This is a genomic window from Parvibaculum sp. (genome assembly GCF_030651915.1).
Taxonomy (GTDB): Bacteria; Pseudomonadota; Alphaproteobacteria; order Parvibaculales; family Parvibaculaceae; genus Parvibaculum.
Map to the genome: position 1 here is coordinate 321,466 of NZ_JAUSBV010000002.1, position 21,582 is coordinate 343,047.

The 21,582-nt window shown below is 63.8% G+C and carries 24 protein-coding genes; 13 read left to right on the plus strand and 11 right to left on the minus strand.

Going from position 1 to position 21,582, the window contains the following annotated elements:
* Positions 1 to 31: 31 nt before the first annotated feature.
* Entirely contained in the window at positions 32 to 703 is a 672-nt protein-coding gene (locus Q7V31_RS02020; RefSeq protein ID WP_304732142.1) for a DNA-3-methyladenine glycosylase I, read from the plus strand.
* Between the two features lie 2 nt (positions 704 to 705).
* Here Q7V31_RS02020 and ppa read toward each other — a convergent pair whose 3' ends face one another.
* Both ppa and Q7V31_RS02030 read right to left on the minus strand, forming a co-directional pair.
* Complete coding sequence (ppa, locus tag Q7V31_RS02025; protein WP_304732143.1) at positions 706 to 1,239, minus strand: inorganic diphosphatase; 534 nt, start codon at positions 1,237 to 1,239, stop codon at positions 706 to 708.
* On the minus strand, positions 1,240 to 2,472 hold the full coding sequence (locus tag Q7V31_RS02030) for an argininosuccinate synthase (protein ID WP_304732144.1): 1,233 nt from the start codon (positions 2,470 to 2,472) through the stop codon (positions 1,240 to 1,242).
* Positions 2,473 to 2,624: 152 nt separating this feature from the next.
* Here Q7V31_RS02030 and Q7V31_RS02035 point away from each other — a divergent pair, with 152 nt between their 5' ends.
* The 5 genes from Q7V31_RS02035 to Q7V31_RS02055 all read left to right on the plus strand — a co-directional run bounded on the left by Q7V31_RS02035 (position 2,625) and on the right by Q7V31_RS02055 (position 6,718).
* The gene (locus tag Q7V31_RS02035; protein WP_304732145.1) at positions 2,625 to 3,206 is read left to right on the plus strand and encodes a LemA family protein; all 582 of its coding nucleotides are present in this window, start codon (positions 2,625 to 2,627) and stop codon (positions 3,204 to 3,206) included.
* Positions 3,207 to 3,213: 7 nt separating this feature from the next.
* The gene (locus Q7V31_RS02040) at positions 3,214 to 4,155 is read left to right on the plus strand and encodes a DUF3137 domain-containing protein (protein ID WP_304732146.1); all 942 of its coding nucleotides are present in this window, start codon (positions 3,214 to 3,216) and stop codon (positions 4,153 to 4,155) included.
* An 83-nt stretch (positions 4,156 to 4,238) separates the two neighbouring features.
* Positions 4,239 to 4,835 carry a 2-hydroxychromene-2-carboxylate isomerase gene (locus tag Q7V31_RS02045; RefSeq protein ID WP_304732147.1) on the plus strand — a complete coding sequence of 199 codons (597 nt, stop codon included), beginning with the start codon at positions 4,239 to 4,241 and terminating at the stop codon, positions 4,833 to 4,835.
* Positions 4,836 to 4,944: 109 nt separating this feature from the next.
* A complete protein-coding gene (locus Q7V31_RS02050) occupies positions 4,945 to 5,580 on the plus strand; it encodes a glutathione S-transferase family protein (RefSeq protein ID WP_304732148.1) in 636 nt (211 codons plus the stop codon).
* 145 nt (positions 5,581 to 5,725) lie between these two features.
* Positions 5,726 to 6,718 carry a DUF3137 domain-containing protein gene (locus Q7V31_RS02055; protein WP_304732149.1) on the plus strand — a complete coding sequence of 331 codons (993 nt, stop codon included), beginning with the start codon at positions 5,726 to 5,728 and terminating at the stop codon, positions 6,716 to 6,718.
* 27 nt (positions 6,719 to 6,745) lie between these two features.
* Here the strand turns inward: Q7V31_RS02055 and Q7V31_RS02060 are convergent, their stop codons facing one another.
* The 4 genes from Q7V31_RS02060 to Q7V31_RS02075 form a co-directional block, all read right to left on the minus strand.
* A complete protein-coding gene (locus Q7V31_RS02060) occupies positions 6,746 to 7,066 on the minus strand; it encodes an antibiotic biosynthesis monooxygenase (protein ID WP_304732150.1) in 321 nt (106 codons plus the stop codon).
* A complete protein-coding gene (locus Q7V31_RS02065; protein WP_304732151.1) occupies positions 7,063 to 7,515 on the minus strand; it encodes a hypothetical protein in 453 nt (150 codons plus the stop codon). Before Q7V31_RS02065 ends, Q7V31_RS02060 begins: the two co-directional genes overlap by 4 nt.
* A gap of 18 nt (positions 7,516 to 7,533) precedes the next feature.
* Positions 7,534 to 8,724: a 23S rRNA (adenine(2503)-C(2))-methyltransferase RlmN gene (rlmN, locus tag Q7V31_RS02070; protein WP_304732152.1), complete on the minus strand. Its 1,191-nt coding sequence runs from the start codon at positions 8,722 to 8,724 to the stop codon at positions 7,534 to 7,536.
* Positions 8,725 to 8,798: 74 nt separating this feature from the next.
* Complete coding sequence (locus tag Q7V31_RS02075; protein WP_304732153.1) at positions 8,799 to 9,365, minus strand: hypothetical protein; 567 nt, start codon at positions 9,363 to 9,365, stop codon at positions 8,799 to 8,801.
* Between the two features lie 287 nt (positions 9,366 to 9,652).
* Between Q7V31_RS02075 and Q7V31_RS02080 the strand changes: the two genes are divergently transcribed.
* Genes Q7V31_RS02080 through Q7V31_RS02090 form a run of 3 tightly spaced genes read left to right on the plus strand, consistent with a single transcriptional unit; the run spans position 9,653 to position 12,686 of the window.
* The gene (locus Q7V31_RS02080) at positions 9,653 to 10,657 is read left to right on the plus strand and encodes an NADPH:quinone oxidoreductase family protein (RefSeq protein WP_304732154.1); all 1,005 of its coding nucleotides are present in this window, start codon (positions 9,653 to 9,655) and stop codon (positions 10,655 to 10,657) included.
* Between the two features lie 45 nt (positions 10,658 to 10,702).
* Positions 10,703 to 11,425: a GDSL-type esterase/lipase family protein gene (locus tag Q7V31_RS02085; RefSeq protein WP_304732155.1), complete on the plus strand. Its 723-nt coding sequence runs from the start codon at positions 10,703 to 10,705 to the stop codon at positions 11,423 to 11,425.
* A gap of 34 nt (positions 11,426 to 11,459) precedes the next feature.
* Entirely contained in the window at positions 11,460 to 12,686 is a 1,227-nt protein-coding gene (locus tag Q7V31_RS02090) for a serine hydrolase domain-containing protein (RefSeq protein ID WP_304732156.1), read from the plus strand.
* Between the two features lie 173 nt (positions 12,687 to 12,859).
* Here the strand turns inward: Q7V31_RS02090 and Q7V31_RS02095 are convergent, their stop codons facing one another.
* Entirely contained in the window at positions 12,860 to 13,264 is a 405-nt protein-coding gene (locus Q7V31_RS02095) for a YkvA family protein (protein WP_304732157.1), read from the minus strand.
* Between the two features lie 230 nt (positions 13,265 to 13,494).
* On the opposite strand from Q7V31_RS02095, the gene Q7V31_RS02100 reads away from it, so the two are divergent.
* The gene (locus Q7V31_RS02100; RefSeq protein WP_304732158.1) at positions 13,495 to 14,277 is read left to right on the plus strand and encodes an SDR family NAD(P)-dependent oxidoreductase; all 783 of its coding nucleotides are present in this window, start codon (positions 13,495 to 13,497) and stop codon (positions 14,275 to 14,277) included.
* A 116-nt stretch (positions 14,278 to 14,393) separates the two neighbouring features.
* Here the strand turns inward: Q7V31_RS02100 and Q7V31_RS02105 are convergent, their stop codons facing one another.
* Complete coding sequence (locus Q7V31_RS02105) at positions 14,394 to 14,708, minus strand: 4a-hydroxytetrahydrobiopterin dehydratase (protein WP_304732159.1); 315 nt, start codon at positions 14,706 to 14,708, stop codon at positions 14,394 to 14,396.
* Positions 14,709 to 14,788: 80 nt separating this feature from the next.
* On the opposite strand from Q7V31_RS02105, the gene Q7V31_RS02110 reads away from it, so the two are divergent.
* Positions 14,789 to 15,193, plus strand: a complete 405-nt coding sequence (locus Q7V31_RS02110) for a metallopeptidase family protein (RefSeq protein ID WP_304732160.1) — start codon at positions 14,789 to 14,791, stop codon at positions 15,191 to 15,193.
* A 69-nt stretch (positions 15,194 to 15,262) separates the two neighbouring features.
* Here Q7V31_RS02110 and thpR read toward each other — a convergent pair whose 3' ends face one another.
* The 3 genes from thpR to Q7V31_RS02125 form a co-directional block, all read right to left on the minus strand.
* The gene (gene thpR / locus Q7V31_RS02115; RefSeq protein ID WP_304732161.1) at positions 15,263 to 15,817 is read right to left on the minus strand and encodes an RNA 2',3'-cyclic phosphodiesterase; all 555 of its coding nucleotides are present in this window, start codon (positions 15,815 to 15,817) and stop codon (positions 15,263 to 15,265) included.
* Positions 15,818 to 15,953: 136 nt separating this feature from the next.
* Positions 15,954 to 16,994, minus strand: a complete 1,041-nt coding sequence (locus Q7V31_RS02120; protein WP_304732162.1) for an NADP(H)-dependent aldo-keto reductase — start codon at positions 16,992 to 16,994, stop codon at positions 15,954 to 15,956.
* A gap of 248 nt (positions 16,995 to 17,242) precedes the next feature.
* Complete coding sequence (locus Q7V31_RS02125; RefSeq protein ID WP_304732163.1) at positions 17,243 to 17,902, minus strand: arylesterase; 660 nt, start codon at positions 17,900 to 17,902, stop codon at positions 17,243 to 17,245.
* Between the two features lie 114 nt (positions 17,903 to 18,016).
* Here Q7V31_RS02125 and Q7V31_RS02130 point away from each other — a divergent pair, with 114 nt between their 5' ends.
* Positions 18,017 to 18,736, plus strand: a complete 720-nt coding sequence (locus Q7V31_RS02130) for an ABC transporter ATP-binding protein (RefSeq protein WP_304732164.1) — start codon at positions 18,017 to 18,019, stop codon at positions 18,734 to 18,736.
* A complete protein-coding gene (locus Q7V31_RS02135) occupies positions 18,733 to 21,303 on the plus strand; it encodes an ABC transporter permease (RefSeq protein WP_304732165.1) in 2,571 nt (856 codons plus the stop codon). Before Q7V31_RS02130 ends, Q7V31_RS02135 begins: the two co-directional genes overlap by 4 nt.
* Positions 21,304 to 21,582 lie beyond the last annotated feature (279 nt).

Consider the following 21,582-nt stretch of genomic DNA (forward strand, 5'->3'; position numbering starts at 1 on the left):
CCAAGGATTCGCAACGCGGGAGGTGGGCGTGATGGAAAAATTCGAGAAGATTTTCACTCGGGCCGCCAAGCGCCATGGCGGTGCCAAGGCGGTTGAGGCGAACCTCTCCAAACCGAAAAGCGCGGCCGCACTCAGGAAGATTTCCGACGACCGTTGGCTCGCCGGCATGACCCGTGCCGTTTTTCAGGCCGGCTTCGTCTGGAAGATCATCGAGAACAAATGGCCGGGCTTCGAGGAAGCCTTTGACGGCTTCGATCCGAATCGCATCGCCTTCTACACCGACGAGAAGATCGGACGCCTTGCCAGCGATGCGCGGATCGTGCGCAACGGGCAGAAAATCATGGCAACGCGCGACAATGCACGCTTCGTCGTCGAACTGGCGAAGGAGCACGGCTCGGCCGGCGCCTTCTTCGCGGCTTCGAGGCCCGAACAATTTGCTGCGTTGCTCGATGTCCTGAAGAAGCGCGGCAACCGCCTGTCCGGCGCCTCGGCACAATTTTTCCTGCGCCAGATGGGCGTCGATAGCTGGATCCTGTCGCCGTCGGTTGTCGCCGCGCTTGTCAATGCCGGGGTCGTCGACAAGGCGCCGACTTCGCGCAAGGCGATGGAGGCTGTGCAGGCCGCCTTCACGCAATGGCGCAAGGAAAGCGGCCGCTCGCTGACCGAGATCAGCCGGGTGCTGGCGATGTCGGCGGATGCTTAGGGTCAGTCTGCCTTCTTCGCCGCGGCAATGGCCTTCACGATCAGATCGCGCGCGACCTCGGGGCCTTCCCAGCCCGCGACCTTCACCCACTTGCCTTCCTCGAGATCCTTGTAGTGCTCGAAGAAATGGGTGATGCGCTTGATCAGAATGTCCGGCATGTCGGTATAGCTCTGGACGTTCTTGTAATAGGGATTGAGCTGTTCGACCGGTACGGCGAGGATCTTTTCATCCTGCCCCGCTTCGTCATGCATCATCAGAACACCGATGGGGCGCGAGCGGATGACGGCACCCGGCACCACAGGAATGCGGCTGACGACCAGCACGTCGACGGGGTCGCCATCGTCGGACAGTGTGTGCGGCACGAAACCGTAATTGCAGGGATACTGCATCGCCGTATGCATGAAGCGGTCGACGAAGAGCGTGCCCGATTCCTTATCCATCTCGTATTTCACCGGATGGCCGCCATGCGGCACCTCGACGATGACGTTTATGTCGTCGGGCGGGTTCCTGCCGATCGGGATGGCGTCTATACGCATTTAGCTTTTGGTCCGGTTGTTGCGGGCTGCCAGCAGCCGCAGCCGCAGCGCGTTAAGGCGGATAAAGCCCGCCGCGTCTTTCTGGTCATAGGCGCCGGCATCTTCCTCGAAGGTGACATGCGCCATCGAGTAAAGCGAATAAGGCGAGGAGCGTCCGACGACCGTTGCCGAGCCCTTGTAGAGCTTCAGGCGCACGCTGCCCGTCACCATTTCCTGGCTCTTGTCGATCAGCGCCTGCAGCATCTCGCGTTCCGGGCTCCACCAGAAGCCGTTATAGATCAGCTCCGCATAGCGCGGCATCAGCTCGTCCTTTAGATGCGCCGCGCCGCGGTCGAGCGTCAGGCTCTCCATGGCGCGGTGGGCGACCAGGAGCACGGTGCCGCCCGGCGTTTCGTAGACGCCGCGCGATTTCATGCCAACGAAACGGTTTTCGACAAGGTCGAGTCGGCCGATGCCGTTGGCGCCGCCAAGCTCGTTCAGCTTCGTCAGCAGCGTTGCGGGGCTCATCTTCACGCCGTCAATCGACACCGCATCGCCCCTCTCGAAGCCCACTTCGACATAGGTCGGCGTGTCGGGCGCATCTTCCGGCCGGACGCTGCGGCTGTAGACATATTCCGGTGCTTCGTCGGCGGGATCCTCCAGCACTTTTCCTTCGGCGGAGATGTGCAGCAGGTTCGCATCGACCGAAAAGGGCGCCTCGCCGCGCTTGTCCTTGGCGATCGGAATCTGGTGCTTCTCGGCGAATTCGATCAGCTTCGTGCGCGAGGTCAGGTCCCATTCGCGCCAGGGCGCGATGATCTTGATTTCGGGATTGAGCGCGGCATAGCCGAGCTCGAAGCGCACCTGGTCGTTGCCCTTGCCGGTCGAGCCGTGGCAGACGGCGTCGGCGCCGGTCGCCCGGGCGATCTCGATCTGGCGCTTGGCGATCAGCGGCCGCGCGATCGAGGTGCCGAGCAGGTAGACGCCCTCATAGAGCGCATTGGCGCGGAACATCGGGAAGACGAAGTCGCGCACGAATTCCTCGCGCAGATCCTCAATGTAGATTTCCTTGACGCCGAGCATTTCGGCCTTCTTGCGCGCCGGCTCCAGCTCCTCGCCCTGGCCGAGATCGGCGGTGAAGGTCACCACCTCGCAGCCATAGGTTTCCTGCAGCCATTTCAGGATGACCGAGGTGTCGAGGCCGCCCGAATAGGCCAGCACCACCTTCTTCACGTCTTTTGTCGCGCCGCTCATCGCATTTCCCTCAAGCCGGTCGATTTTGCGGCGCATCATAGGGAAATCGGACAGGGCGGCAAGAGGCGTGGCGCGTGGCGTCATTCACCCGCGACGGACAGCCAATTGCCTGTCATAATTTCTCACGAAGCGCCATTTTCCGGGGGAATTCTATGGATTCGTCGATCATCCTGCTCATTGCACTGGGGCTCATTGTTGGCGGCGGCTATGGCTGGTATGTCAGCCTGATCACCAGGCGCAACGAGGTGCGCGAAGCGATGGGCTCGATCGATGTCCAGCTCCGGAAGCGCTTCGATCTCCTGCCCAACATTGTGGCGCTGGCGCAGAAATTCATGACGCATGAGAAGTCCCTGCTCGGCGAGTTGACGGCGCTCAGGGCGCAAGTCGAGACGCCCTATGCGAAGGACGATCCGGCCGCGGCCGGCGCGCATCTCGAGGCCTCGAAGAAGCTCGAGGCCGGCATGATCCGGTTTTTCGCGGTGGCCGAGAATTATCCGGAACTTCGCTCCGCCGAAACCATCACACGCGCGCAAGCGACATTCGAGGAGGTCGAGGGCAATATCGCCGCCGCCCGGCGTTTCTACAATTCGGCGGTCGCGCGGCTCAACAACGCCGTCGAGATTTTCCCGGGTTCGATTATCGCCAACATTGCCAATGTGCAAAGCTTCCCCTTCTACGAGGTCGAGGACGCGGCAGCGCGCCAGCCCGTCGACGTCAACAAACTGATGTCGTAGAACGGCGATGTCCGCTGCCGACGCCGCATCCGGGTTCGACGCGTTCTTCGCGCGCGAAATCGCGCCCTGGATTGCGGAGAAGGAGATCGAACGCCGCGCTGTCTTTCGCCGCACTCTTTGGCGCGCCGCTGCCGTCATCGGCGTCGGCCTTTTTGCGTTTGCCGTTTCCGCTCAGGTGATCGAAGGCGAGGATTTGCGCGGGTTCGCGCTTTTTGCCAGCGTTGCGATCATGGTGGCCGGCGCGGCGATGTTCGGATCGGTGCTGCTTTGGGGGCGCAAGTTCGCGGAAGAGCTCTCGGCGAAAATCTTCGGTCATTTCGGCTATGTCTATTCGCCGAATGTGCCGGAGGATTTTCTCGACCCCTTCAACCGCTGCCACCTGCTGCCCGGCTATAGCCGCAAGTCGCTGGAGGATCACGTGCGCGGTGAGGTACGCGGGGTTTCCTTCGAACTCGCCGAAGCCTTTCTCGAGCGCATGGTCCGGCGCGACAAGCGCGACGAATACGATCTCGTTTTTCGCGGTCTCATCGCACGCTACCAGTTCCCGAAGCGCTTTTCGGGCCGCACCATCCTTCGGGCCGACAGGGGCGTTCTCAATGCGCTCGGTCACGCCGGGGTCGAAGGTGAGCGGGTGCGCCTGGAGGACCCGCGTTTCGAGAAGTTGTTCGAGGTCTTTTCGAGCGACCAGGTCGAGGCGCGCTATCTGCTGACCCCGGCTTTCATGGAGCGGATGGCCGCCCTTGCCGAAACGACCGACGCGCCGCTGCAAGCGGCCTTCGACGGCGGCGACCTGCTGCTTGCGATTGACGGGCGGCGGGGCTATTTCGCGCAGCCCTCGCCGTGGCGCGATCTCGGCCGGAACGACCACATCCGCGCTTTTGTGGACGACATTGCGCTGATCGGCGAGATCGCCGCCACGCTCAAGCTCGACGCGCAGACGGCGGTGTGAGTTTGCGCAAAGGGTCTTGCGCGGGGCCGGCTTTCGCCCCACCTGTCCCGGAGCAATAATCGCGCAGGGCACAAGGGGGCATCATGCAGGTCGAGTTCTGGTACGAATTTGCGAGCACCTATTCATATCCGGCGGCCATGCGTGTCGAGCGGGCCGCCGCCGAGGCGGGCGTCGCGCTCGCCTGGCGGCCGTTTCTGCTGGGACCGATCTTCGGCGCGCAGGGCTGGAACGACAGCCCCTTCAACATCTATCCGGCCAAGGGAAAATATATGTGGCGCGACATGGCGCGCATCTGTGCGGCGGAGGGGCTGACGCTGAAAACACCGCCCGCGCGTTTCCCGCAGAACGGGTTGAAGGCGGCACGGTTGGCGCTGATCGGGCAGGACGAACCTTGGGGCCCCGAGTTCACGCGCCGCGTCTATCTGGCCAATTTCGCCGAACAGAAAGACATATCCGAGGAAGGCGTTCTCGCCGGAATCCTCGACGCGCTCGGTCTCGATGCGGCGGCGCTTGCCGCGCGCGCGAGCGAACCCGTCAACAAGGAGCGCCTCAAGACGCAAACCGCCGAGGCGATTGCGAAAGGCGTCTTCGGCGCGCCGTCATTCGTCGTTTCCGGGGGCGATGAACTCTTCTGGGGCAATGACCGGCTCGATGCGGCACTTCAATGGGCGAAGCGCTGACGGGGCCAATTCCGGAAAGCTTTCAGGGCCATGCACCGCTACAGCTTGTATGGCGCGGTCGCCGTCCCGATGTCGGCTCGAGTTCAATTTCAGCCGCAGGAGTTTGCCGATGACCGAGATCGTTTTTCATTCACAGCCTGTCAGCGTCTATCTCTGGATCGCCTCGCTCGTCGCGGCCGAGAAGGGTGTTTCTTGGTCGGTCAATCCGGTCGAGGTCGGCAGCGCGGCGCATCGTGCGCTGCACCCCTTCGCCAAGTCGCCGGTGCTGCAGCATGGCGAGACCTATGTTTACGAAACGCTCGCCATCGCGCATTACATCGACCGTGCCTTTGACGGCCCGGCGCTGCAGCCTGCCGACGCATTCGGCCAAAGCCATGTGTTGCGCTGGGCGAGCCTCGTCAACGCCTATATATTCCCCACGGCGACAAACGGCATCGCCAAGGAGCGTCTGCTGGTGCCGATGCAGGGCGGCACGCCCGACGAGGCGCGGATCGCGCAGGCGGTAAAGGATGCGGAGATGCAGCTTGCCGTCGTCACGCGCGATCTCGAAGCACATGAGTTTCTTGCCGGTGACGCCGTTTCGATCGCGGATTGCTTCCTTGCCCCGCATCTTCATTTCATCTCGATGACGCCGGAAGGAACGGCGCTGCTTGAGGCCGCACCGAAAGTCGCTGCCTGGCTCGATGCGATGCGGGCCCGGCCGAGCTTCGCGGCGGCGGATCAGTTCGCGCGCCGCGCGGCGTAAGTGTTGGTGCGAGCTGCCACGCGGCGGTACCCGTCGAAAACGGCCTTCTCGCTGCGCCGGGTTATGCTACGCTTTCCTGCCTGTCGAAGGGGGGCGAGCACATGTATTCTGCCACGGCCGCTTTCCTGTTTGCGGGACGGATGCTATGAGCATCGCCCCGTCGCAGGGCTTCGATCCGAAGGATTTCAGGGCGTTCCGCAAGGCCACCATCGAGCCCTGGCTGGCGCAGAAAGAAGGCGAGCGCCGCGCCATTGAGCGGCGCGTCGCTATTCGCATCGGCATCATTCTTGTTCCGGTCTTTCTGGCGATTGCCGGCTTTATGCTCTTTTACCGCGCCGATGCGCCGGTTTCGGAACCCGGCCGGATTTTTGCTTTCGTGATTCCTGCATTCGGAATTCTCGCCGCTATTGGTGGTGCCGGTGCTTACTGGGCGTTCTCCGAGCTTGAATCATGGGGCGACCGGTTTCGGCGCGATCTCTACCGGCTGATATTCGACCGGCTCGGATATCGCTACACAGCGGATTCATCACTCGCATTGATGGATGAAGTCCATCAATGCGGTATTCTGAAAGACTATGATGAGCGTCATGTTGAGGATCGCGTACAAGGTGCAATCGGAACGACGCAATTCGACCTTTCCGACTGCAAGCTCGTTAAAAGATACAAGCAGCGCAATGCGGGCGACGTACGCGAGACGGTCTTTCACGGATTGATCGGCAGCTTCACCTATCCAAAACCCTTTCACGGGCAGACGGTGATCCTTGTCGACAAGGGAGCGATTCCCAACAAGCTTGGCGGGCTTCTTCGCGACGACAGGCGTGTCGTGCTCGAGAGTGCCGCGTTTGAAGATCTGTTCGAGGTTTTCTCGACCGATCAGGTCGAGGCGCGCTACCTCCTCAATCCCGTTTTCATGGAACGGCTGATTGCGTTGCGCCAGCATTTCCGTGCGCCGCTGCAGGCGGCGTTCCGGGACGGGAAACTCTATATTGCGGTCGATCTCGGCGAGGATCACTTCAGGAATCCGCCGGTCCATTTCGACGTCAGCGATCCGGGCGAAATTCATCTCGTCATGTTGCGGGTCCGGCTCATTTCCGAAACCATCGAGATGCTGAAACTCAATTCACCGACACTTGTCTGAGGCGGTCGTTGTGGCGCGGCGTGTTTTTCAACGGAATCTTTCGGGCAGTTCCGCTTCGGGGATCAATAGATCATCCTCGATTTCGAGCCAGATCTCCTCGATCAGTTCGGCGCGGCCTTCGCGTTGCGGCGTCGAGTGCTTTGCCGAATAATCGCTGAAGGCCTTGTCGCGCGATTCTTTCGACGGCCAGCGCGCATAGGCGACGAAGTCGCCATTCTCGGCGCGGTGCAGCCGCGAGCCGCCGCCGCCATGATTGCGCATGATGTCGACCGTGATCTCGTGCCAGCGGCGCCTGAAGTCGTCTTCGTTTTCCGGCGCCACGCGCCAGCGATAGATGGCGGCTTTCATGAGCTGCCCCACCCTTTCGGTTCGGGCGGTGGTCTTCCCTCCGCCCTGCGCTCACGAACAGCGACGCGCCAGTATGTGAGGCCAGCGACACCGCCCATCAGGGCGGCAGGAAAGAGTGAAATATATGTAGACATATTGGTGACGTGAAGGTCGCCGACGCCGCTGTTCACGGCGATTCCGATGACGGCAAGCAATGCACTCGAAGCACCACCTGCAGCATAGTACCCCCAACTGCTGAATCCGCCGATGCGGGCGACGGCGACAATCGCTACGGCTCCCGGCAGAGCGGCGATCAACAAGAATGCAAACCCCGCCGGTGTACCCAACAGCACAGCTTTTATCGCATCAACGAGCTGAGAACCGGACTCCATATTGGCGATGACGATCACTGTAAGTATTGAGGTAGTGGCGATTGCAGCGGCGCAAGCAGCAACATAGCCCTTGATCATGCGCCACACCGGCATGCCTCACGCCTCCGCCCGCGCCTCTTTGATCCGTTCGCTCGCCCGCACCTTCACCGTCTCGCTCTTCAACTGGCCGCAGGCCGCCATGATGTCGCGGCCGCGTGGGGTGCGGACGGGGCTGGCATAGCCGGCGCGATTGACCACATCGGCAAATTTCTCGATCGTCTCCCAGTCGGAACATTCGTAAGGCGAGCCCGGCCAGGGGTTGAAGGGGATCAGGTTGATCTTCGCCGGAATGTGTTTCAGCAGCCGCACCAGCGCCTTGGCGTCTTCGAGTGAATCGTTGACGCCTTTCAGCATCACATATTCAAAGGTAATGCGGCGCGCATTGGAGACGCCCGGATAGTTGCGGCAGGCCTCCAGCAATTCCTTGATCGGATATTTCTTGTTCAAGGGCACCAGCTTGTTGCGCGTCTCGTCGTCGACGGCGTGCAGCGAGATCGCCAGCATGCAGCCGATTTCGGCGCCGGTCTTTTCGATCATCGGCACCACACCGCTGGTCGACAACGTGATGCGGCGTTTCGACAGCGACAGGCCTTCGCCGTCCGAGACCACTTCCAGCGCGTCGCGCACATTGTCGAAATTGTAGAGCGGCTCGCCCATGCCCATCAGCACGATATTGGTGATCAGGCGGTCTTCCGAATTGCGGCCGCCATCGGGCCATTCGCCGAGCGCATCGCGGGCAATCAGGATCTGGCCGACGATCTCGCCGGCGGTCAGGTTGCGCACCAGTTTCTGCGTGCCGGTGTGGCAGAAGCTGCAGGTCAGCGTGCAGCCGACCTGGCTCGAGACGCACAGCGTGCCGCGGCCTTCTTCGGGGATATAGACGGTTTCGATTTCGGGGCCCGGCACGCCCGGCCGGTCGCCCGGCAGGCGCAGCAGCCATTTGCGCGTGCCGTCGACCGATTTCTGTTCGGTGACGATCTCGAGCCGCGTGAGATCGAAAGCCTCGTTGAGGCGCCCGCGCAGTTCCTTCGACAGCGTCGTCATGCCCTCGAAGCGCGTCAACCCGCGATTGTAGATGCCGTTCCAGATCTGCCCGGCGCGCATGCGGCACTGATTGTCGGGCAGGCCGAAGGCGCGCAGCGCGTCGATCAGTTGCGGCCGCGTCAGCCCGATCAGGCTCGGGCGCGCCGCCGCCGTTCCGGCGGGCGCGGGCGTCTGTTTTTGATGGGCGATCTCGAGGCTCGTCATGGCCGCTTCATATCACAGACGGCATAACGGGGGCCAATGGCCCCCGTTTCCGGCAGAATTCCGGGCTTTCCGGCCTATTTGCAGGTCTCGTCGATCTTCCGCAGCGCGGCGCCCGAGCCCTTCAGCGAATAGGTGTCGATGGTCAGCGTGTCGCGCGAGGAGGTGCCGCGAACTTCCATCGAGGCGCCGGCCTTCAGCGCCTGCACCATCTTGCCTTCCTCGGAGGGGTTTTCGAGCCAGGCCCAGTATTGATGCTCGCCGCCTTCCTTGGTGCCGTTGAACATCTGGAACCGGTCGGTCCCGATGGTGGCGAAGGGGCGGCTTGTCGACTTGAAGATATAGCCGGCGCGCATGCTGATTTCGTTCTTGGTGCTGCGGCCCGGGCGGTGCGTGACCATGAAATAGACGTCGCCGCGATTGGCGCCGGCCGGCAGCATTTTGGTCGGGGCGCTCATCGCATAGCACATGCGGTCGGCGCCGGAGCCGTAGCTATAGGCGGACCAGTCGTCATACTTGCCGAGCAGCTTCGGGGCGTCCTGCGCGGCGGCGAGGCCGGCGGTGCCGAAGCTCAGCAGCAGGGCCGTCAGGGCGAGGGTGGCGGCGCGGGCGAAGGTCGTGGAAAGGCGCTTGCGTCTTGGCATGATCTTCAACTCGTTGGCTTTCTCTTGTTATCCGGGACCGAGAGCGGCAATGCGCCTGACCATACCGGCCCATTGCCCCGATTTCCAGACGGAGAGCCCGGAAATGCGGCGAATTGCGCCCGGCCGGGATTGGCGGGCCGCTGAAAAATTCCCCGATTCTTGTGGCGGAAGCATGGCGGGCGCCGGCGCGGCGTCAATCTGGCGAATGCAGGCCCGCTCGTGCTAAGGGAGAGGCAGCGCTATATCCGGAAAACGCCCATTCAACGCCAGATCAGGGGGAGACGACCATGAAAGCCGTGCTGTGCAAGCAATATGGCCCGCCCGAAAGCCTCGTCATCGAGGAGGTGCCGACGCCCGAACCCGGCAAGGGCCAGGTCCTGCTCGAGGTCCATGCGGCGGCGGTCAATTTCCCCGATGTGCTGATCATCGAGAACAAATACCAGTTCAAGCCGCCGCTGCCCTTCTCGCCGGGCGGCGAGGTCGCCGGCAAGGTCATCAAGCTCGGCGAGGGCGTTTCGAAGGTGAAGGTTGGCGACCGCGTCATCGGCTCGTGCGGCTGGGGCGGCTTTGCCGAGCAGATCGCGCTTGACGAGGCCCGCGTGACGCCGATCCCCGACGAGATGGATTTCGTCACCGCATCGGCCTTCCTGATGACCTATGGCACCTCGCATCACGCGCTGAAAGACCGCGCCCATATCAAGCCGGGCGAGAGCCTGCTGGTGCTGGGGGCGGCCGGCGGCGTCGGGCTTGCGGCCGTTGAACTCGGCAAGGCGATGGGGGCGCGCGTCATCGCCGCTGCCTCGTCGGAAGACAAGCTGCAGGTCTGCCGCGATCACGGCGCCGATGAAACGATCCTCTATCCGACCGGCACGCTCGACCGCGACCAGCAAAAGGCGCTGACCGACCAGATCAAGGCGCTGACCGGCGGCCAGGGTGCCGATGTCGTCTATGATCCGGTCGGCGGCGATTATTCGGAAGCCGCCTTGCGCGCCACCAATTGGGAAGGCCGTTTCCTGGTCGTCGGTTTTGCCGCCGGCCCGATCCCCAAAATCCCGCTCAACCTGGCGCTGCTGAAAGGCTGCCAGATCGTCGGCGTCTTCTGGGGCGCCTTCACCGGGCGCGAGCCGGCGCGGCATCAGGAAAATCTGAAGGAGCTGATCGCCTGGTTCAAGGCCGGCAAGCTGAAGCCCCATGTCTCGCGGCAATACAAGTTCGAGGAAGCGGCCGAGGCGCTCAACGACATGGCGGCGCGCAAGGTCAAGGGCAAGATCGTTCTGGTGCCGCAGCGCTAGAACGATGCGCCGGGGGGCGGACGAGATGACAGGGCGGAGCGCGCAATGAGGCGCATGCTGATCACGCTGGGCGTCCTTGCCGGCATCGGCATCGTCGCGCTTTTCGCCTTTCTGCTCTATGTGCTGCTGGCCTCGGGCGATCCGAAATACTGGGAAGCCGAAATCGCCGCCTTCGAGCGGCTCGACGTTTCCAATCCGCCGCCGTCCGGTGCCGTCCTCTTTGTCGGCGGCCGCGATGTCCGGCTCTGGCCGCAGCTTGCCGCCGACATGGCGCCGGTGCCGGTCATCCAGCGCGGCTTCGGCGGCGCACAGATTTCGCACATCACGCATTACATGTCGCGCATCGTGCTCCCCTATCATCCGCGCGCCGTCGTCGTGATGGCGGGCGATGCCGATCTCGCTGATGTTCACGGGCGGCGGCCGGAAGATGTGCTCGACGATTTCCGCACGCTGGCGCTGTCCTTGCGCGCCGAAGGCATGACGGCGCCGATCTATTTCGTCTCGATCCGTCCGCAGCCGGCGCGCAAGGAACGCTGGTACGGCGCCCTGCGCGCCAATGCGCTGGTCGCCGATTTCGTTGCCGGCCAGCGCAACATGCATTTCATCGATGCCAGCACGTCCATGCTCGATGCGGAGGGAAAATTCCGCGGCGATCTGCATCGCTGGGATCGGCTGACGCTCAACGCGGCGGGCTATGCCGCACTTGCCGCGGCGATCCGGCCGGTGCTGATCGAAGCCGGTCATGGCGGCTTGCGCTCGACACGCTAGATTTCAAGACAACCGACATTCAGGGAGGGCCCTTATGGCCGAGACGCTTTCGAAAGAGACAAAGGCCGGCAAGGTCGAGGGCAGCTACGACCCGAAATTCAAATCCGTTGTCGACGCCTTCATCGAGAATTGCGAGACGCGCGACGAGGTCGGCGCCAATGTCGCGATCACGCTGGAGGGAAAGACCGTCGTCGACATCTGGGGCGGCCGCAAGGCGCCCGACGGCGCGGCATGGGAGAAAGACACCGTCTCGATCGTCTTTTCCTGCACCAAGGGGGCGACGGCCTTGTGCGCGCATATGCTGGCCGACAGGGGCACGCTCGATCTCGATGCCAAAGTCGGCGCCTATTGGCCCGAATATGCAAAGAACGGCAAGGAAGAGACCACGGTCTCGATGATGCTCGATCATTCGGCCGGCCAGCCGCATCTGCGCACGAAGCTGAAAGACGGCGCCTATTACGATTACGATTACATGGTGAAGCTGCTCGAGGACGAAGAACCGTTCTGGAAGCCCGGCATCCGCAACGGCTATCACGGCGTCACCTTCGCCTGGACGGTGGGCGAGCTGGTGCACCGGGCGTCGGGCAAGCGGCTCGGAAAATTCTTTGCCGATGAAGTCGCAAAGCCGCTCGGCCTCGACTTCACCATCGGCACGCCCGAAGCGACCGAACCGCGCATCGCGCCGATGATTTTCGCCGAACCCGATCCGGCGGCCGCCAATTCGAAATTCACGCAGGCGCTCCTCACCGATCCGTCGAGCCCGGCGCATCTCTTTCTGCTCAACAGCGGCAATGCGAATTTCAATTCGCGCGAATGCCATGCGTCCGAAATGGGTTCGGCCAACGGCATCACCAATGGCCGCGGTCTTGCGGGCATGTATCAGCCGCTCGCCAATGGCGGCGGCAAACTTGTCGGCGCCGACACGCTGGCGCGCATGGGCCGCGTCGCGATGGGCACGCATGAAGACGCGACGCTCTTGATCCCGTCGCGCTTCGCACTCGGCTTCATGAAGTCGATGGACAATCGAAAGCTGAAGAACGAACCCAATTCGAGCTGCATCCTCAGCGATGCCGCCTTCGGCCATGTCGGCATGGGCGGCTCGATCGGCTTTGCCGATCCGGCGGCCAAGATGAGCTTCGGCTACAACATGAACCGCATGGGCGCGGGCATTCTGCTCAACAGCCGCGGCCAGGCGCTGGTCGACGCGGCCTATCGCGCGCTCGGCTACCGCTCCAATGCGTCGGGTGTGTGGGCGATGTAGTTCGGCGCGGTTTTACGGCTGTTGCCCTCCCCTATTCGTCATGACCCGGCTTGTCCGGGTCATCCACGTCTTTCTTTCAGTTGTTCCGCGCCGCAAAGACGTGGATGGCCCGCATAAAGCGGGCCATGACGACTAAAGGATTGAGGGCTAACGAATGCCGACGTCAATATCCGTCAGTTCTCCGCGTCCACCGGCGGCAGGTCGAGCGCCGCGCGCGCGGCCTGGCGGTGCCGCGGCAGGATGTGACTCGACACCAGCCCGATCGCGGCCATCAGCACGGCCGCATCGTCGGTGAAGCCGAAGGCGGCGACGACATCGGGGATCAGATCGACCGGCGTCACAAAGTAAGCGAGGGCGGCCAGCAGCGTCGCCTTGACGCGCAGCGGCGTCTTCGGATCGCGGGCGCAGAACCAGGCCGCACCCGCTTCCTCGGCGAAGGGAATGCGGCCGGCAAAGCGCGCCATCTTCCGCCAGAAGCCGTCGCGCACGGTCTTTTCGTTGCGGGCGATGACCGCCGGCAATTGATGGGTCGGGTCGAGCGGCGCGCCTGCGCCGGAGCTTCCTTGCGATGTCGCCATTGCCGTTTCCGCCGTTCCGCCGTCCCCGCCCCGGGCAAAAGATGGGCGTTCGGGCCGGCCCATGCAAGCGGCGGCGACGTAGCGTCAGGGCCGGGTGTGGCGCAGTGGCCCGCGTTTCAACGGCTTTTCGGGATTTTTGGCTCGCTTGGCCGCCCGCAAATTTGTAAAACCGGCGCCAATCGGGCGCAGAGCTTGGCGTCCCAGAAGACGGTTCATCAAGGAGACGACCCATGAAACTCGATTCCGGCATCAGCGCCATCATCACCGGCGGCGCCTCGGGCCTCGGCGCGGCCACCGCCCGCCGTCTGGCGAAAGAAGGCGTCAAGATCGGCATTTTCGATCTGCAGGAGGACAAGGGCGAGGCGCTGGCGAAAGAGCTCGGCGGCGTCTTCGCGAAAGTCAATGTCACCGACGAAGCCAGCGTCGATGCCGGCTTTGAAAAAGTCCGCGCCGCCATCGGCCAGGAACGCATCCTGGTCAACTGCGCCGGCACCGGCAATGCGGTCAAGACCGCGTCGCGCAACAAGGAGACGGGCAAGCCCGAACACTTCCCGCTCGACAAGTTCAATCTGATCATCCAGATCAACCTCGTCGGCACCTTCCGCTGCATCGCCAAGTCGGCGGCCGGCATGCTGACGCTCGATCCGCTCGCCGATGGCGATCGCGGTGCCATCGTCAACACCGGCTCGGTTGCCGCGCAGGATGGCCAGATCGGCCAGGCGGCCTATTCGGCCTCGAAAGCCGGCGTCGTCGGCATGACGCTTCCCATCGCCCGCGATCTGTCGCGCGACGGCATCCGCGTCAACACGATCCTGCCCGGCATTTTCGACACGCCGCTGCTTGCCGGCGCACCGGAAAAGGTCCGTCAGGCGCTCGGCGCGCAGGTGCCGTTCCCGGCCCGTCTCGGCAATCCGGAAGAATATGCCTCGCTCGCCTGCGAAATGATCCGCAACGGCTATTTCAACGGCGAAACCGTCCGCCTCGACGGCGCGATCCGCATGGCGCCGCGCTAATCTTTCCGGCAACGGAGAGCAGAAGCCCCGGTGGAAACACCGGGGCTTTTTGTTGGCGGCAGAAACAGGATCGTGTTTGCGAGGTAAGCAACCACGATCGAAAGGTGGCGACGAACCTATTTCTTCGCCGTCTTTCCGGCCTTGCCGGCCCATTTGTCCATCAGCGTGGCGAGCTTGATGTCCTTTTCCGACAGCCCGCCCGCATCATGCGTGGTCAGGATCACATCGAGCCGGTTATAGACATTGGCCCATTCGGGATGATGGTCCATCTTCTCGGCGACAAGCGCCACGCGCGTCATGAAGCCGAAGGCCTCGTTGAAATCCTTGAACCTGAATGCCTTCTCGATGGCGTCGCGGCCTTTCACCTTCGTCCAGCCCGTGAGGCCCGCAAGAGCCTTGTCGCGTGCTTTTCCGCTCAGCTTTTCGGTCATCGCCGCCTCTCCAAAACCGGGTGAAAATTTGCAGCGCCAGCCTCGCCCGCCTAATCTCGCCACGCAAGAGGAGAAGTGCAATGGACTGGACGGGCATCAAGGCGCCGACGCTGGAAGAATTCGAACAGCTGGCCGATGCGGCCTTCGCGCGGCTGCCGGAAGGTTTTCGCGCCCGCTGCGAGGGCGTCATCATCCGCGTCGAGGATTTTCCCGACGAGGAGGTGATGGCGGAAATGGCGCTTGAAAGCCCCTTCGACCTGCTCGGCCTTTATCAGGGCATTTCCCATATCGACCGCTCGGTGATGGAGCCGGCGCATCTGCCCGACATGGTCTTTCTCTATCGCCGCCCGATGCTCGACTACTGGGCCGAATATGACGAGCCGCTCGATCACCTGATCGCCCATGTGCTGGTCCATGAGATCGGCCACCATATGGGGCTGTCCGACGAGGACATGCACGAAATCGAGGAAGCGGCGGGGGCGTAAGGCCGCGGATGCCGCTACTTCTTCCCACCCTCCCCAAGGGGAGGGTGGGAAGAAAGACAGAAGGCTCTTCTACCCCTCGCCGTCGTCCCAATGATCTTCCGGGTAGCGCCGCTCGGCTACGTAAGGCCCGCCGCCGGTCCCGCCCTTCGCCGAAAACAGCGTGAAACGCTCGACCGTGAAACGCGGCGCGGCGAAGAGATTGTTGGCGGCGATATAGTGCCCGACATCCATGACACTGGCGCGCGTAATGCGTGCCACCGTCACATGGGGATGAAACTTCCGCGTCTCGGGCTTCAAGCCGACGCGGCGCATCGCGCTTTCGTGGCGGCCCTGCAGAATGCGCAAGGGTTCCGACATTTTCACGCCCGCCCAGAGCGCGTTCGGCCGCTCGCCGCCAAATTCGCCGACGCCTTCAAGCTCGATCTCGAAAGGTGTGACGGGAATGAGCGCCAGCGCCTCGTCGATATCGGCGGCGACATTTTCCGGCACATCGCCGATGAAACGCAAGGTGATATGCAGGTCGGCGCGGTCGATCCAGCGCGCGCCCTCGATCCCCCGCTGCAGCCGCACCAGCTTCTCCGCCGCCTCGTCGGGAATTTCAAGCGCGGTGAAAAGGCGGATCATGGTCCGAAATTCCCAGAATCGTCATGGCCCGGCTCGTCCGGGCCATCCACGTCTTTCTTTCAACATATGTCGTCAAGACGTGGATGGCCCGAATAAATCGGGCCATGACGGAGAAGAGAGTGGAAGAGAAACCATCTCAAGGCGCCGGGTTGGGCTGCGCGAGATGCGCGGCCTCGATGTCCTTTTCGAGTTCCTCGGTCCACTTCACCTGCGTGCTGGTCACCGCCAGCTTCAATTGCGCCATCGTCGTCGCGCCGATAATGTTGGAAGTCACGAAGGGCCGCGTGGTCGCGAACTGGTTGGCCATTTGCGAGGGATCGAGCCCGTGCTTGCGCGCAATCGCGAGATAGCTCTCGATGGCGCGGTCGGTCTGCGGCGACTCGTAACGCTGCAGCCGGTTGAAGAGTTGCTTGCGCGAGCCTTCGGGCAGCGCGCCGTTCTGGTATTTGCCCGAAAGATAGCCCTGCGCCAGCGGCGAATAGGCAAGCAGGCCCACCTGGTCGCGATGGGCGATTTCCGAACCGCCCAACTCGAAGGTGCGGTTCAGGAGGTTGTAGGCGTTCTGGATCGACTGCACGCGCGGCAGGCCTTTCGTCTCGGCGTGATGCAGGAACTTCATCGTCCCCCAGGGCGTCTCGTTCGACAGGCCGATATGGCGGACCTTGCCGGCCTTGACCACCGCCTGCAGCGCTTCGAGGATTTCCTCGATCGGGTGCGTCTTGCCCTCGATATGCTTGTAGCCGAGGCCGCCGAAAAGATTGATCGGCCGGTCGGGCCAGTGCAGCTGGTAGAGGTCGATATAATCCGTCTGCAGACGTTTCAGGCTCTTGTCGACGGCTTCCTTTATCTGCGCCGCCGTCTGCTCGGTGCCTTCGCCGCCATCGCGCAGCCAGGTCATCGGCGAGCGGCCGGCCACCTTGGTCGCCAGGATCACCTTGTCGCGGTTGCCGCGCGCCTTGAACCATGAACCGATGATCTTTTCGGTCGAACCTTGCGTTTCCGGTTTCGGCGGCACCGCATACATTTCCGAAGTGTCGAAGAAATTGATGCCTTCGGCGATGGCATAATCCATCTGCGCGTGGCCTTCGCTTTCGGTGTTCTGCTGGCCCCAGGTCATGGTGCCGAGACAGATCGCGCTCACCTTCAGGTCGGTGCGCCCGAGCTGGCGATATTCCATGTCGTCCCCCCGTTTGATTTTATGTTGGTGATTTATACTGGTTCGCGGCGCTGTGTGTCACGCGGGAGATTTTCCGCTTCCGCCTCTCGTTTCGTCATTGCGAGCGAAGCGACCTGGCTACGCCGTAGCGAAGCTCCGGCTTCGCCAAGGCGAGAGCAACTCAGAATCCGCAAGCACAGCGCCTGCCGCTTCTGGGTTGCTTCGTCGCTATGCTCCTCGCAATGGCGCCGTCCGTCGTCGTTGCCCCCTCAATTCACCGCATCCCCGTTCTTTGCCTGTGCGATCAATTCCTCGACTTGCGGCAAGATCCGCTCGACGATGATGCCGATACCTTCCGCTGTCGGATGAATGCCGTCGCCGAGATTGAGGCGGCGCTCGCCGGCGACGCCATCGAGAAAGAAGGGATAGAGGATCAGGCCGTGCGTTTCGGCGAGATCGGCATGGATCGCGTTGAAGGCGGCCCCGTATTCGGCGCCGAGATTGGGCGGCGCCAGCATGCCGGCCAGCAGCACCGGCAGCCCGCGCGCCTTCAGCTGCGTCACGATCGCGTCGAGATTTTCCCGCGTCACGGCAGGGTCGATCGCCCGCAACGCGTCATTGGCGCCAAGCTCGACAATTACCGCATCGGCGTCGGGACCGACCGCCCAGTCGAGCCGCGCCAGCCCGCCCGAACTCGTGTCGCCCGAAACGCCGGCATTGGCGATCTTCACATTCTCGTGACCGGCTTCCTTCAGCGCCGCCTCAAGCTGGCTCGCAAAATCTTCATCGGGGCCCAGCATATAGCCCGCTGTCAGGCTGTCGCCGAGCGCCACGATGGTCAGCGCGCGCGCGTCCGCTCCGGCACCCGCCGGCGCCAGCGAAAGGGTGGCAGCCAGCAGAAAAGCCGGTAAAAGCTTGCAATAGCGCATTGAAAGGCCATATCGCCCATATCGCATCATCGAGTGTCTTTCTCTCCCGTCGCCGTTCCGGCCTATGCTGGCCGTCCGCTGCCCCCGCCTCATGATATAGAGAGCCAAGCCCCCTTGCCCAACAGCAACATCATCGAACTCGACGACGTCCGCCTGACCCTGCCCAGCGCCGCCGGCCCGGTCAACATCCTGCGCGGCATCGATCTCACCATTGCGCGCGGCGAGGCGGCGGGTCTTGTCGGGCCGTCCGGCTCGGGCAAGTCGACGCTGCTGATGGTGCTGGCCGGTCTCGAGCGGCCGAGTTCCGGCCGCATCCATGCGGCGGGCGAGGATCTGACAGCGCTTGGCGAGGACGGGCTGGCGCGCTTCCGCCGCGACCGCGTCGGCATCGTCTTCCAGTCCTTTCACCTGATCCCGACCATGACGGCGCTTGAAAATGTCGCGATCCCGCTTGAATTCGCCGGCCGCGCCGATGCCTTCGAACGCGCCGAGGAAGAATTGCGTCTGGTCGGGCTCGGCCACCGGCTGACCCATTATCCGGGGCAATTGTCGGGCGGCGAGCAGCAGCGTGTGGCGCTGGCGCGCGCGGTTGCGGGCGACCCCGAAATCCTGTTGGCCGACGAGCCGACCGGCAATCTCGATCAGGCGACCGGCGCCGAAATCATCGCGCTGATGTTCGACCTGCATGCGCGCAAGGGCACGACGCTGATCCTGATCACCCATGACGAGGCGCTGGCGGCACGTTGCGACCGCGTCATCCGCCTGCGCGACGGTCTGGTCGAGAGCATCGAGGCGGGCGTGGCGGCGCCGCTTGCCGGCGGGGCGCACGCGTGAACGGTTCGGCCTCCTTCACCCTTGCCGCCCGTCTGGCGCGGCGCGAGTTGCGCGGCGGCCTCAAGGGCTTTCGCGTCTTCATTGCCTGTCTGGCGCTCGGCGTCGCGGCGATTGCCGGCGTCGGTTCGGTGTCGTCGGCGCTGACGCGCGGCCTTGCCGAAGGCGGTCAGGAAATTCTCGGCGGCGATGTTGCCATTCGTCTGATCCACCGCGCGGCGACGGGTGAGGAACTTGCCTTCATTTCGGCCGGCAATGCGGTTTCGGAGATGGCCGAAATGCGCGCCATGGCGCGCAACCTTGAGGTCACGAATGGCGATGCGGCCGCGCGTGCGCAAACGCTGGTCGAGCTGAAGGCCGTCGACAATGTCTATCCGCTTTACGGGGCAATGGAACTCGCGCCCGACATGGAGCTGGCCGACGCGCTGGCCTTTCGCGACGGTCATTGGGGCCTTGTCGTCGAACCCAATCTGTTGACGCGGCTCGACGTCGCGGTCGGCGATCTCGTCCGCATTGGCGAGGCCGAGCTTCGCTTGCGCGCCGCGATCACGCGCGAGCCCGACCGGGTCTCCGACGGTTTCGCGCTCGGGCCGCGCGCCATGATCGCCATGGAAGCGCTTGAGACGACGGCGCTGGTGCAGCCCGGCAGTCTCGTCAGCTATCACTACCGGGTGCGATTGCCCGAGGCGCAGCGGTCGGGTGCCGGCATCGCCGCCTGGGTCGCCACGCTCAATGAACGCTTTCCGGATGCCGGCTGGCGGGTGCAGGATCGCGGCGACAGCGCGCCGGGCGTGCGCCGTTTCGTCGAGCGGGTGGCGCTGTTTCTGTCGCTGGTCGGCCTGACCGCGCTTGTCGTCGGCGGGGTCGGCGTTGCCAATGCGGTCAAATCCTATCTCGACGGCAAGCGCACCGTCATCGCCACCTTCAAATGTCTCGGCGCGCCCGGCGCGTTGATCTTCCGGCTCTATCTGATGCAGGTGATGGCGCTCGCCGCCATCGGCATTGTCATCGGTCTTGTCATCGGCGGCGCCACGCCTTTCATCGTCGAGGCGGTGGCGGGCGATCTGATCCCCATTCCGGCCGATCTCGGTCTCTACGGCGCGCCGCTCGTGCTCGCTGCCGCCTATGGCGTGCTGACCGCGCTTGCTTTCGCGATCTGGCCGCTGGCGCGCGCGCGGGAGGTTCCTGCAACGAGCCTCTTCCGTGATCTCGTGGCGCCGGTGCGGCGTTTCCCGCGCCCGGTCTATGTCGCGGCGACGGCGGGCGCGCTTCTGGCGCTGGCAGGCATGGCGATCGCGCTGGCCGAGGAACGGCTGTTCGCGCTTTATTTCGTCGGCGGCGCGGCCGGCGTCTTCATTATCCTCTTTGGCGCCGCGCGCGGCATCATGGCGCTGGCGGCGCGCGCGCCCCGCGTCCGTTCGCCGGGCCTGCGTCTGGCACTGGCCAATATCCACCGGCCGGGCGCGCCGACACCGGCGATCGTGCTTTCGCTCGGGCTCGGGCTGACGCTGCTCGTCACCGTGTCGCTGATCAACGGCAACCTCACCGGCGAAATCATGGGCGAGATGCCCGACCGGGCGCCCGCCTTCTTCTTCGTCGATGTGCAACCCGATCAGATCGACGGGCTGGAGGAGATCGTCACCGCCAGCCCCGGCGTCACCTCCTTCAATCGCGTGCCGATGCTCCGGGGACGGATCGCCGCGGTCAATGGCGTGCCGTCCGACCAGTTGACGGTCGCCCCCGATGTGCAATGGGCGCTGCGCGGCGATCGCGGCATCACCTATGCGGCGGCGATGCCGTCCGGTTCGACGCTGGTGCGCGGCGCCTGGTGGCCGGAGGATTATGCCGGACCGCCGCTCGTTTCCTTCGGCGAGGATCTCGCCCGGGGCTTCGGCGTCGATGTCGGCGACACCATCACCGTCAATGTGCTCGGCCGCGAAATGGCGGCGACCATCGCCAATACGCGCGAGATCGACTGGTCGACGCTCGGCATCAATTTCGTGCTGGTGTTCTCGCCGGGGGCCCTGTCGGCGGCGCCGCATACGGTGCTGGCCACCGTCAGCATGGATGGCGGCAACGAAGCGGAGGAGGCGCTGGAGCGCGAGGTCACCGCGCGCTTCCCCAACATCACCTCGGTGCGGGTCAAGGAAGCGCTGCTGGCCGTCAACAAGCTGCTTGAGGATTTCGCCATGGCGGTGCGCGCCACCGGCGCCGTCACGCTGGCCGCCGGCATTCTCGTGCTTTCGGGCGCGATGGCGGCCGGCTTCTCGGCGCGGGTACGCGATGCGGTCGTCCTGAAAGTGCTCGGGGCGACGACGGGGCGCATTCTCGGCATCTATGTCCGCGAATATGCGCTGCTGGGTTTCGCGACCGCGCTGGTCGCGGCGCTGGCCGGCACGCTGGCGGCCTTCGCCGTCATCACCTTCCTGATGGGCATGCCCTGGCGCTTCCTGCCCGGCACGCTCGCCGTCACGGTTGCCGGCGCGGCGCTGCTGACCGTCGCGCTCGGTCTTGCCGGCACCTGGCGGGCGCTGGCCGCGCCGGCGGCGCCGGTGCTGCGGGCCGACTGAGCGGAAATCGCGCGCCGCCAAAAAGCGGGGACAAGTATTTTTTCAGCGCTGCGCTGCCGGCGCGACGCGTCGCCGGGGACAAGTTGCGGGATAAGTTGCGGGATAAGCCGGGCCTGCGGGCGGGGATAAAGTGCCGCTCCGGCCTTTTGTGACAGTTTTTTGACAGTTTTGTGACAGAGGGGGGGTCCGCTGCCACCGTCGCTGCCTGCCGAATGCCGGCTAAGTCTTGGAAAGCGTTACTCAATCTTCACGATAAGCCCCCGGTTTTGCTTGAATTTC

What these genes read in the sequence shown, in the direction of transcription:
- Q7V31_RS02020 (WP_304732142.1), top strand. Translation starts at nt 32, where the DNA reads ATGGAAAAATTCGAGAAGATTTTCACTCGGGCCGCCAAGCGCCATGGC.
- ppa (WP_304732143.1), bottom strand. Translation starts at nt 1,239, where the DNA reads ATGCGTATAGACGCCATCCCGATCGGCAGGAACCCGCCCGACGACATA.
- Q7V31_RS02030 (WP_304732144.1), bottom strand. Translation starts at nt 2,472, where the DNA reads ATGAGCGGCGCGACAAAAGACGTGAAGAAGGTGGTGCTGGCCTATTCG.
- Q7V31_RS02035 (WP_304732145.1), top strand. Translation starts at nt 2,625, where the DNA reads ATGGATTCGTCGATCATCCTGCTCATTGCACTGGGGCTCATTGTTGGC.
- Q7V31_RS02040 (WP_304732146.1), top strand. Translation starts at nt 3,214, where the DNA reads ATGTCCGCTGCCGACGCCGCATCCGGGTTCGACGCGTTCTTCGCGCGC.
- Q7V31_RS02045 (WP_304732147.1), top strand. Translation starts at nt 4,239, where the DNA reads ATGCAGGTCGAGTTCTGGTACGAATTTGCGAGCACCTATTCATATCCG.
- Q7V31_RS02050 (WP_304732148.1), top strand. Translation starts at nt 4,945, where the DNA reads ATGACCGAGATCGTTTTTCATTCACAGCCTGTCAGCGTCTATCTCTGG.
- Q7V31_RS02055 (WP_304732149.1), top strand. Translation starts at nt 5,726, where the DNA reads ATGAGCATCGCCCCGTCGCAGGGCTTCGATCCGAAGGATTTCAGGGCG.
- Q7V31_RS02060 (WP_304732150.1), bottom strand. Translation starts at nt 7,066, where the DNA reads ATGAAAGCCGCCATCTATCGCTGGCGCGTGGCGCCGGAAAACGAAGAC.
- Q7V31_RS02065 (WP_304732151.1), bottom strand. Translation starts at nt 7,515, where the DNA reads ATGATCAAGGGCTATGTTGCTGCTTGCGCCGCTGCAATCGCCACTACC.
- rlmN (WP_304732152.1), bottom strand. Translation starts at nt 8,724, where the DNA reads ATGACGAGCCTCGAGATCGCCCATCAAAAACAGACGCCCGCGCCCGCC.
- Q7V31_RS02075 (WP_304732153.1), bottom strand. Translation starts at nt 9,365, where the DNA reads ATGCCAAGACGCAAGCGCCTTTCCACGACCTTCGCCCGCGCCGCCACC.
- Q7V31_RS02080 (WP_304732154.1), top strand. Translation starts at nt 9,653, where the DNA reads ATGAAAGCCGTGCTGTGCAAGCAATATGGCCCGCCCGAAAGCCTCGTC.
- Q7V31_RS02085 (WP_304732155.1), top strand. Translation starts at nt 10,703, where the DNA reads ATGAGGCGCATGCTGATCACGCTGGGCGTCCTTGCCGGCATCGGCATC.
- Q7V31_RS02090 (WP_304732156.1), top strand. Translation starts at nt 11,460, where the DNA reads ATGGCCGAGACGCTTTCGAAAGAGACAAAGGCCGGCAAGGTCGAGGGC.
- Q7V31_RS02095 (WP_304732157.1), bottom strand. Translation starts at nt 13,264, where the DNA reads ATGGCGACATCGCAAGGAAGCTCCGGCGCAGGCGCGCCGCTCGACCCG.
- Q7V31_RS02100 (WP_304732158.1), top strand. Translation starts at nt 13,495, where the DNA reads ATGAAACTCGATTCCGGCATCAGCGCCATCATCACCGGCGGCGCCTCG.
- Q7V31_RS02105 (WP_304732159.1), bottom strand. Translation starts at nt 14,708, where the DNA reads ATGACCGAAAAGCTGAGCGGAAAAGCACGCGACAAGGCTCTTGCGGGC.
- Q7V31_RS02110 (WP_304732160.1), top strand. Translation starts at nt 14,789, where the DNA reads ATGGACTGGACGGGCATCAAGGCGCCGACGCTGGAAGAATTCGAACAG.
- thpR (WP_304732161.1), bottom strand. Translation starts at nt 15,817, where the DNA reads ATGATCCGCCTTTTCACCGCGCTTGAAATTCCCGACGAGGCGGCGGAG.
- Q7V31_RS02120 (WP_304732162.1), bottom strand. Translation starts at nt 16,994, where the DNA reads ATGGAATATCGCCAGCTCGGGCGCACCGACCTGAAGGTGAGCGCGATC.
- Q7V31_RS02125 (WP_304732163.1), bottom strand. Translation starts at nt 17,902, where the DNA reads ATGCGCTATTGCAAGCTTTTACCGGCTTTTCTGCTGGCTGCCACCCTT.